Origin of the sequence: Bacteroides neonati (genome assembly GCF_000499785.1) — a bacterium.
In the GTDB taxonomy this organism is placed as follows: Bacteria; Bacteroidota; Bacteroidia; order Bacteroidales; family Bacteroidaceae; genus Bacteroides; species Bacteroides neonati.
Genome location: NZ_HG726021.1, coordinates 47,718 through 58,306, shown reverse-complemented (window position 1 = coordinate 58,306; position 10,589 = coordinate 47,718). Strand labels below are relative to the sequence as shown.

Sequence of the window (10,589 nt, the reverse complement as noted above, 5' to 3'; positions counted from 1 at the left end):
CTCGTTATTAAACTTAAAATTATCAGTGACCGCGACAGGATTCAAACCTGTAACCGGCTGATCCGTAGTCAGCTACTCTATTCAGTTGAGCTACGCGGCCATTGGCTAATTTTCAAAGTGACCGCGACAGGATTCAAACCTGTAACCGGCTGATCCGTAGTCAGCTACTCTATTCAGTTGAGCTACGCGGCCTCTTTGTTTTTGTTTAACGGGTGCAAAGATACGGACTTTTTTGAGAATAGCAAGCGTTTCTAGGATTTTCTTTCTACAAATTTACTCAATAAACCGATAATTAAACAGCTGCCAGCCCAATGTAAGACCGGCATTCCACTCCCTTCTCGGTGAGCTATAATGATTTACATATGCAGATATCGATCCAAAAGGTAATTGACAAACTAGAGAAATTTCTCCTAAATATTCGAAGCGAGAAAAGGCTTTTCCGTAGTATGCTTTATTTATAGAGTTTTTCTCGATAGGAAAAATAGGCATAAAACCATAAAATTCGCCACGAAGATGGAATAACTGATTCAAACGATAGATTGGACGAATACCTGCGCCGACAAATTGATTGGCACGGAATGCTTCGTTATACGTTAATTTACCATGCGCTGTAGGGGCAAATTCGCTTGCTTGCATCATCGTTGAGACATAGTTCTCCGAAAAGTTTCTCGAAGCATATAAAGCCTGCAAATACCATCCTAACGTCCAATGCTCAGACATACGGTGGTATTTTTCCTTCGTATACGACAATTGCAACCAGGAATGGTCTTCTTCGGTATTCTTTTTACCTTCCAATTTCATACCGGGATAAAAGTACTCTTTACCGGTAAATATCTGTGCCACCAAAGCCTCACGGGCTCCCATCGTAGGGTATTGCCGCGAATTGAGTGTGCTTCCATTGAAGCTGATAGATCCTCCAAATAGCCGATAACGGCTTTTATCGTATTTATCCTTATCAAAATCGATCACGTTTCCTTGAAAGTAACGATCTTCTATCTGCGCCATACCAAAGCCAAACTCGGCACGCTTACTCGACAGGAAAGGAAGTGCAACCAATAGCTTGACAAACCGCTCGTCTTTCTGATTAAAAGCAGGCTTATCATTTCGAGAGAATAGTTTATCTTTTTTGAAGTAATCGAACGTAGTGATTGATGCGATAAAACGATACGAGGTCGGTATGGTAGTCGCAAAATCAATCTTAGCCATCAACTGAGCGTTATTGTAGATTTTACCTAACTGTCCGTCAAACGAAAACTCCTTTGAATAGTAGTTTAAGTTTTGGTAGCTAAGCCCCAGGTATATCTGGCTCGAACTAGTAGTCGAAAGACTCCCGCCCACACGAACCGCCAGGTTATCCTCCAGCTTGACTTTTAAGTGCAAATCGTATGAGTCATCCTTAGGGTTATATACCGCATGCGGAATAATCTCTGAGATCATATTATCGGAAAGCAACCTGAAATAACCTCGCTTCACATCCTCGTAAGTGAACTCTTTATTGTCGGAAACATGAAACTCTTTTTTCATATAAGCCTGTTGCTGCCCATTGGCACCATCAATATAGATATTCTTAAATCGCAATTCGGGATAGTTGCTTCGATAAACCAAACGCCTCAAACGGATATTATCCATATTTACCCTTCGTCGGATTCGCTTTTTGATGGTATCCATCATACTGATCGCACGATTGTAACCGATATCATGCAGTTCGTCAATTCGCTGAAAATCAAGAAGATTAACATCATCATATTTAAACGTCATTACTACTCCGACGGAATCCGGAAGAGAATAATCGGTTTTCTGCATCACCATATTTTCAATCTGGCTCATCAAATCATTCTCTTTTGGTTTAGTAGGATTAGTAGCTACTACACTGCCGATTATCACGTCGGGATTAAAATCATCCCGCATCACATCGCTCGGAAAATTATTGTAAATTCCACCATCATAAGCCAAAACGCCATTTAGTTCAATAGGCTTGAACATGAACGGAAAACTCATAGATGCCCGTACGGCATCACCTAAATCGCCGTGCTTCAACACCAATTGCTTTTTGTTATATACATCGGAGGCAACACAGCGAAAAGGAACAAAAAGTTTATCAAAGTCTCTGCCACAAGCAGCTGTAGCCCGTGCATAAAGGTCTACAAATACCAAATTCATCTGAATGGGATTGACCACACTTGAAGGCAGAAACTGTGGCTTGATGCTCAAGGAATCTTTGAAAGAGAATCGGATATTAAGAAATTCGGGAGTAGGCTGGTTTTTCTTAAAATAATACATGTATTTCTCTTCTATTTCGCCCGAGTACCAGCGTTTAAACTCTTCCGACTTCAATAATTCTTCCATATCATCGGGAGAGTAGCCCATCGCATATAAAGAGCCTATAATAGCACCCATCGAAGTGCCTGTAATATAATCAATGGGAATATTATTTTCCTCCAACGCTCGAATAATACCGATATGGGTCAATCCTTTAGCTCCACCGCCACTCAACACAAGCCCAACCTTCTGAGCGAATGTGGGAGCAAATGAAAGTAAAAAGACAAATAGCAGTAAAAGAAATTTCTTCATAAATACCAGTCAAACAAATGATCTATTTTTCAATATTGAACGCCCAAATATATACAAAAGTTTCCAATTAATCGAGAGAACCCTCTTTTTTAATATAGAAAAAGAGCATTGCAATACTTTTCAGTTGCAATGCTCTCGTTCGCTTTTATGTAATGAATTAAAAAGGGGCGCTTAAATTAGTTCAATGCTTCTTTTTACGAAGTTATTCAATGCCTCGCCTTTCAACATGTTATTTTGCAACAACGCCAAATCGATCAATTGGCGAACCACCTTATTTTCTGCTGCATACGTTGTGAAAAGAGCATTTTTCTTATGGTTCAGCTCATCCAACTTCGCATTCAGCTCATTCAATTCGTCTTTCTCGGCAGTAGGAATTTCTTCCTCTTTCTTGCCCTCTTGTTTCTTTTTCAAGTCGTCACGACGCTTAGTCGTATCGTCGATAGAGAACTTCAAAGGAACGATATCTGCAGCACAAGCAATCTCTTCATCGGCCAACACCTGTTTTACCAATTTATGATCGGCGTTCAATACCAGGTTGAACATATCGGGCATTTCGCCATAGAAGCTCATACCGGCCTGAATGTTGGCCATTTCTTTCATTCTGCGCATATACTCACTCTGAGTAATCATCACCGGAGCAGCATTTTCGCCCAAAGACTGTGCAATGACGTTAAACTCAACTTTTTCTACGCTCGGCAACTGGCTCTTGAATGCAACAGAGAGCATTTCCTGCTTATCGGGTTCGAGCGCATTCGCTTTCTTATCCTCTTTTACAATCAAATGGTCAATGATATCGCCATCGACACGAGTGAAACGAGATTTTTCGAGCTTCTGTTCGAGCATGCTAATCATCGCTACATCCAACTGACCATCCATCAACAATACATTATAGCCTTTGTTGACGGCAGCTTCGATGTAACTAAACTGCTCGTCTTTGTTATTTGCATAAAGATAAATCAGATTTCCGTCCTTATCTGTTTGATTTTCTTTAATCAATGTCTGGTACTCATCATAGGTGTAATGCTTATCATCCGTATCGGTGAAAAGGGCGAATTTTGACGCTTTCTCATAAAAATCTTCCTGAGTAAGCATACCATAATTGATAAATATTTTCAAGTCATTCCACTTCTCATCAAATTGCGGACGATCGTTTTTGAAGATCGATTGCAAGCGGTCGGATACCTTCTTGGTGATGTATGTCGAAATCTTTTTCACATTCGAATCACTCTGCAAATACGAGCGAGAAACATTCAGCGGAATATCCGGAGAATCGATTACACCATGCAATAAGGTAAGGAAGTCGGGTACGATGCCTTCAACCGAATCGGTTACATAAACCTGATTGCAATAAAGTTGAATTTTGTTCTTATTCAGTTCGATATTGCTCTTTACCTTGGGGAAATAAAGAATACCGGTGAGGTGGAACGGATAATCTACATTCAGGTGAATCCAAAACAGAGGTTCGTCCGACATCGGGTATAGGTCGTGATAGAACTTCTTATAATCTTCGTCCGAAAGCTCGCTAGGCTTGCGAGTCCACAAAGGAGCGGTTTGATTGATGATATTATCTTCGCTTGTTTCAACCTGCTTGCCATCTTTCCACTCTTTTTTCTTGCCGAAAGCCACAGAAACAGGAAGGAAGCTACAATATTTCTTCAATAAAGCCGAAATACGGGCTTCTTCGAGGAATTCTTTGCAATCATCATCAATATAAAGAACGATATCGGTTCCGCGATCTGCCTTCTCAACCTCCTCCAAGGTAAACTCGGGACTACCATCGCATGACCACTTCACAGCTTGTGCACCTTCCTTATAAGACTTCGTAATAATTTCAACCTTCTTTGAAACCATAAAAGCAGAATAGAAGCCCAAGCCAAAATGACCGATAATGGCATTAGCGTCATTCTTATATTTCTCCAAAAAGTCATTCGCTCCGGAGAAAGCGATCTGATTGATATATTTGTCAATCTCTTCGGCCGTTAAACCAATACCGCGATCGGAGATAGTAATGGTATCGGGTCCCAAAGCAACACGAACGGTCAAATCGCCCAATTCGCCCTTAAACTCACTTACTGAAGCGAGTGTATTCAACTTCTGGGTAGCATCGACTGCATTAGAAACCAGTTCGCGAAGAAAAATTTCATGATCACTGTACAAAAACTTTTTTATGATGGGGAAGATATTCTCTGTAGTAACCCCAATATTGCCTTTTTGCATAATAATGTGTATTTAAAATTATGAATATTAAATTGATTTGTTGAGTAGAAAACAAAAAAAATGCCAGACCCTAAAGTCTGACATTTTGACGTCTATTTTGCAGTTTATTTCTCTTCTGATGACACAGTTTTCAGCTCCAGCTCTCCCTTTTCTTCGTTGAGCGAAACCCGAATCGTGTCTCCATCACTAACCGAAGCAGATATGATAAGTTCTGATAACGTATCTTCAAGGTAAGTTTGTATAGCACGCTTTAGCGGGCGGGCACCAAACTGCACATCATACCCCTTAGAGGCTATGAACTGCTTTGCCTTGTCTTCTACGACCAATTTGTAGCCTATCGACTCAACTCGTTTATACAGGCTTTGAAGCTCAATATCAATGATATTCGTTATCGCATCGAGCGAAAGTTGATCGAAGGTGATAATCTCGTCGATTCGATTAATGAACTCGGGAGCAAAAGATTTCGTCAACGCTTTCTGAATAACGCTACGCGAAAATTCATTATCGTTCAAGCGGTTCTGAGTAGCAAAGCCAACTCCACGCCCAAAGTCTTTTAGCTGACGGGTTCCTACGTTCGAGGTCATAATAACAACCGTGTTTTTAAAGTCAACGACTCTGCCATAACTGTCAGTCAATCGTCCTTCGTCCATCACTTGAAGCAAGAGGTTAAACACATCCGAATGTGCTTTTTCTATCTCATCGAGCAACACGATGGAGTAAGGTTTACGACGCACCTTTTCGGTGAGCTGTCCGCCTTCTTCGTATCCTACATAGCCCGGAGGCGCTCCAACAAGACGCGAAACGGTAAATTTCTCCATAAACTCGCTCATATCAATGCGAATCAATGCATCCGAAGAGCCGAACATATATTTGGCAAGCTCTTTGGCCAGATGTGTTTTACCTACACCGGTAGGACCTAGGAACATGAATGTACCAATCGGCTTATTTGGATCCTTCAGGCCAACACGGCTACGGAGAATGGCCTTTACCAATTTCTCGATAGCAGCATCCTGAGCAATCACTTTCGATTGCAAATTCGTCTTCATCGTTGCCAATTTAAGCCCCTCGGCTTCGGCCATACGCTGAACAGGCACACCGGACATCATTGAAATAACGTCTGCAATATCTTCTCCATCAACCGTTTGACGATTCTCCTTCAAGCGTTCTTCCCAATCTTTCTTCATCTCATCCAAGCGAAGCGAAAGTTCCTTCTCTTGATCCCGGAAGCTGGCAGCCAATTCGAAATTTTGCGATTTCACCGCTGCATTCTTTTTATTCTTCGCTTCTTCGATCAGTTGTTCTTGATCTTCCATCTCCTTGGGCACACTTACATTGGTCAGATGGATGCGTGAACCCGATTCATCAAGAGCATCAATCGCCTTATCGGGGAAGTTGCGATCGGTAATATAGCGGTCTGCCAACTTGACACAAGCCTCCAATGCAGCATCGGTATAGTTCACATTGTGATGCTCTTCGTATTTATCCTTGATGTTGCGCAGAATCTGAAGCGTTTCCTCGGCCGTAGTGGGTTCTACCATTACTTTCTGAAAACGACGTTCCAACGCACCGTCTTTTTCTATATTTTTCCTGTATTCATCGAGCGTAGTGGCTCCAATACACTGTATTTCGCCACGCGCCAAAGCAGGTTTCAGCATATTGGCTGCGTCCATTGAGCCCGCAGCCGAACCGGCACCTACGATGGTATGAATCTCGTCGATAAACAAAATCACATTCGGATTCTTCTGCAACTCATTGAGAATGGAGCGAATACGTTCCTCAAATTGCCCGCGATACTTGGTTCCGGCTACCACCGAGGTCATATCGAGAGCTACTACACGCTTATCAAATAAAACGCGCGATACCTTTTTCTGTACGATACGAAGCGCCAACCCCTCTACAATGGCCGATTTGCCCACACCGGGTTCACCGATCAAAATCGGATTGTTCTTTTTACGGCGACTCAGGATCTGAGCCAAACGCTCTATCTCACGTTCGCGACCGATGACCGGATCCAGCTTACCTTCCTCGGCTGCTTTGGTCATATCTGTACCAAAGTTATCAAGTACAGGAGTATCGTTAGCTGTTTTCTTAGAAGCAGCCTGAGCTTGTCGATATCCTTCGGGTTCTTTATTTCCCGGCGAATGGGGTGAATTTAACTCGTCATCCTCCTCTTCGTCTTCCGAAAAGCCCATTCCGGCACTCGTATCGGGCTGTAAAGAGAGTTGCTCGTACACCGCTTTGTAGTCTACGTCATTGTCTTTCAATACCGAAGCAGCCATATTATCGCGGTCTCTCAAGATGGCCAACAAGATGTGCTCCGTATCGGCCACATTGCACTTGAGTCCACGTGCTTCAAGAATACACATTTTCAATATCTTTGCGGCGTTATCAGACAATGGTAGTTCCGTCTCGGGAAGTGAAAGGTCATCGGTCTCATTTCTTAGCCGAGTCTCAATTTGCTGTTTTATATCGGTTAAATTTGTGTTGAGCTTCGACAAAATCTCAATAGCCTTTCCTTCACCGTCACGAAGCAGCCCAAGCAGCAGATGCTCAGGTCCGATATGTCTGCTTCTCAACCGGTTTGCTTCTTCTTTGCTAAAGACGATAACATCGGCAACTCTTTGTGAGAATTGATTATTCATATTTATTTTCCTTCTTCTTAAGCTGTTATTTACTGGCAAATATACGCAATAATTAAGTTTACGCACCATATTCGCGGTATTTATTGTAACAGCAAATGCCGTGCCAAAAAAAACTTCATACACATTATATATATACTCATCAAAACCTCGAAAGGTTTTAGCAAGAATCGAAGTTAATAAAAACACAAGTATCTACGCTAAACCGAACCAGCCATTGAATAAGCAAAAACGTGAAGAAACGGGCAAAGCAATATGAAAACAAAGTACGAAAAATGAAATAAAAATCTGAAAAACAGCAAGATAAGACAAAACAAACAAGAGCTAAACAGAAAGCTTTTCCTTGTTGGAAGAACTAGTATATTAACGCGCTGTTAAGTACGTACTCTTGATACCAAAGAATACGTATTCATTTACAATCAAAGTACGTACTCATTCATAAGAGGAGATACAATGCTAAAAATAGTCATAGCCTACATTCACATAATCCAAACAGATATTAAGAATAGCAAAAACTTTATCCTCGAAAACTTTTGTATATCGCGAAAAAGTAGTACTTTAGCATGGTTTTTGATAAGCCAAGAATGTATAATTAATAATCTTTTTAAATGCTTGAGCAAGACAGAATTATAAAGATAAACATCGAGGAGGAAATGAAGTCATCCTACATTGACTACTCCATGTCGGTCATTGTTTCGCGTGCCCTTCCAGATGTTAGAGATGGGTTTAAGCCGGTTCACCGTAGAATTTTATACGGAATGATGGAACTGGGCAATATGTCGGATAAACCCTACAAAAAATCAGCCAGAATCGTGGGTGAAGTACTCGGTAAGTATCACCCTCACGGAGATTCCTCTGTATATTTTGCAATGGTGCGTATGGCCCAGGAATGGGCAATGCGTTATCCACTAGTTGATGGACAAGGTAACTTTGGTTCCGTAGACGGCGATAGCCCTGCTGCTATGCGTTATACGGAAGCCCGTCTGAACAAGCTTGGTGAAGAGATGATGCAGGACCTCTATAAAGAGACTGTCGATTTTGAACCAAACTTCGATAATACGTTGAGCGAACCCAAAGTGATGCCCACACGTATTCCGAATTTGCTGGTAAACGGTGCTTCAGGTATCGCCGTAGGTATGGCTACCAATATGCCGCCTCATAACCTAACCGAAGTTATTGATGCCTGTCATGCCTATTTGGAGAATCAAGAAGTAACGGTCGAGGAGCTTATGAACTACGTCAAAGCACCCGACTTTCCAACAGGAGGTTACATCTATGGTATAAGCGGCGTACGCGAAGCCTATCTTACAGGCCGTGGCCGTGTGGTTATGCGTGCAAAAGCGGAGATCGAATCAGGACATTCACACGATAAAATCGTTATTACCGAAATTCCTTACAATGTAAACAAGGCCGAGTTAATCAAATACATCGCCGATCTTGTAAACGATAAGAAAATAGAAGGTATTTCAAATGCCAATGACGAATCCGACCGCGATGGTATGCGTATCGTTATCGATATCAAGCGCGATGCCAATGCCAGTGTAGTATTGAATAAACTATACAAGATGACGGCTCTGCAAACCTCATTTGGTGTGAACAACGTAGCATTGGTACACGGACGTCCTAAGATGTTGAATCTGCGCGACTTAATCATGTATTTCGTTGAGCACAGACGCGATGTGGTTATTCGCCGTACCGAGTTTGATTTGCGCAAAGCCAAAGAGCGTGCTCATATTCTCGAGGGTTTGATCATTGCATCCGACAATATCGACGAAGTAATTCGTATCATTCGTGCAGCCAAAACCCCCAATGAAGCCATCCAAGGCTTGATGGATCGATTTGAACTGACCGAAATCCAATCTCGTGCCATTGTCGAAATGCGTCTTCGCCAGCTCACAGGTCTTGCACAAGACCAGTTGCACGCCGAATACGAGGATGTAATGAAGCAAGTAGCTTATTTTGAAAGCATTTTGGCCGACGAAGAAGTATGCCGTCAGGTAATCAAAGACGAACTACTCGAGGTAAAAGCAAAATATGGCGATACACGCCGCTCCGAAATTGTTTATTCGTCCGAAGAGTTTAATCCGGAAGATTTCTATGCCGATGACGAAATGATTATCACTATTTCGCATCTGGGATACATCAAGCGCACCCCTCTAACCGAATTCCGTTCTCAGAACCGCGGTGGAGTAGGGTCAAAAGGCTCAGAAACTCGCGACGAAGACTTTGTAGAGCACATCTATCCGGCTACTATGCACAATACAATGATGTTCTTCACCCAAAAAGGTAAATGTTACTGGCTGAAAGTATATGAAATTCCTGAAGGAACGAAGATTTCGAAGGGACGCGCTATTCAAAACCTATTGAATATCGACTCGGACGATGCCGTAACCGCTTATCTGCGTGTGAAAACACTCCAGGACGAAGCCTATATCAACAATCATTACGTACTATTCTGTACTAAAAACGGTATTATCAAGAAAACATTGCTTGAACAATACTCAAGACCACGCCAAAATGGTGTAAATGCCATTACTATTCGCGAGGACGACCGTGTTATTGAAGTACGTATGACTAACGGTAACAACGAAATCATCATTGCCAACCGCAATGGCCGTGCCATCCGCTTCCATGAAGCAGCAGTGCGCGTTATGGGTCGTACGGCAACCGGCGTGCGTGGTATCCGCTTAGATGAAGACGGTACAGACGAAGTAGTAGGTATGATTTGTGTTAAAGACCTCGAGAAAGAATCAATTATGATTGTTTCGGAGCAAGGATACGGTAAGCGTTCCAACATCGAAGACTATCGTAAAACCAATCGTGGCGGTAAAGGTGTGAAGAGCATGAATGTTACCGACAAGACAGGTAAGGTAGTGACCATCAAATCTGTAACAGACGAGAATGACTTAATGATCATCAATAAATCGGGTATCACAATACGCTTAAAAGTTGAAGATTTCCGTATTATGGGACGTGCTACACAAGGTGTTCGCTTAATTAATCTTGAAAAGCGTAACGACCACATCGGTTCCGTATGTAAAGTTACTACAGAAAGTCTCGAAGATGTCATTCCACCCATGGAAGAAGAGGAGGGCAACATCCCTGTCGATCCGCAAGTAGATATGACGGCAAATGAAGAAACAGAAGAATAGACCTAATATT

The 10,589-nt window shown here is 42.2% G+C and carries 4 protein-coding genes and 2 tRNA genes; 1 reads left to right on the top strand and 5 read right to left on the bottom strand.

Going from position 1 to position 10,589, the window contains the following annotated elements; genetic code table 11:
* Positions 1-26: 26 nt before the first annotated feature.
* The 5 genes from TY03_RS09325 to TY03_RS09305 all read right to left on the bottom strand — a co-directional run bounded on the left by TY03_RS09325 (position 27) and on the right by TY03_RS09305 (position 7,430).
* Positions 27-100: transfer RNA gene (locus TY03_RS09325), tRNA-Arg, on the bottom strand.
* Positions 101-118: 18 nt separating this feature from the next.
* Positions 119-192 (bottom strand) — tRNA-Arg (locus TY03_RS09320).
* An 81-nt stretch (positions 193-273) separates the two neighbouring features.
* Positions 274-2,571, bottom strand: a complete 2,298-nt coding sequence (locus tag TY03_RS09315) for a patatin-like phospholipase family protein (protein WP_042369488.1) — start codon at positions 2,569-2,571, stop codon at positions 274-276.
* Between the two features lie 171 nt (positions 2,572-2,742).
* Positions 2,743-4,788, bottom strand: a complete 2,046-nt coding sequence (gene htpG, locus TY03_RS09310; protein ID WP_042369487.1) for a molecular chaperone HtpG — start codon at positions 4,786-4,788, stop codon at positions 2,743-2,745.
* Positions 4,789-4,892: 104 nt separating this feature from the next.
* Positions 4,893-7,430 (bottom strand): ATP-dependent Clp protease ATP-binding subunit, encoded by a 2,538-nt coding sequence (locus tag TY03_RS09305; RefSeq protein ID WP_042369485.1) that lies wholly within the window; start codon positions 7,428-7,430, stop codon positions 4,893-4,895.
* A gap of 605 nt (positions 7,431-8,035) precedes the next feature.
* Here TY03_RS09305 and gyrA point away from each other — a divergent pair.
* A complete protein-coding gene (gene gyrA, locus TY03_RS09300) occupies positions 8,036-10,579 on the top strand; it encodes a DNA gyrase subunit A (protein WP_042369483.1) in 2,544 nt (847 codons plus the stop codon).
* Positions 10,580-10,589 lie beyond the last annotated feature (10 nt).